Genomic DNA, 247 nt, shown 5'->3' with positions numbered 1-247 from the left:
CCGTGTTAGAAGAAACCGACCGATTACCATGTTTCGCTACAGTTCCACCAGCGGCTGCCACAACAAAAGAACAAGCACTTGAGACATTAAAAAGATTTGCACTGTCACCACCGGTTCCAACGATATCAACAGCATTAGGCTTGGATATCGAAACAGGGATCATTAATTCACGCATCACATTGGCAGCACCAATAATCTCAGCAACACTTTCGCCTTTCATTCGCAGCGCAATCAATAGGCCACCAAT

General features: G+C 45.3%; 1 pseudogene. It reads right to left on the bottom strand.

Annotated elements, in window-relative coordinates:
• A pseudogene (trpD, locus tag A3773_RS17355) lies at positions 1–247 on the bottom strand (anthranilate phosphoribosyltransferase); the annotation flags it as partial.

The organism is Neptuniibacter pectenicola, from assembly GCF_001597735.1.
Taxonomy (GTDB): domain Bacteria; phylum Pseudomonadota; class Gammaproteobacteria; order Pseudomonadales; family Balneatricaceae; genus Neptuniibacter; species Neptuniibacter pectenicola.
Note: the sequence above shows the minus strand (reverse complement) of the source record. Positions and strands in the feature narration are given on the sequence as shown.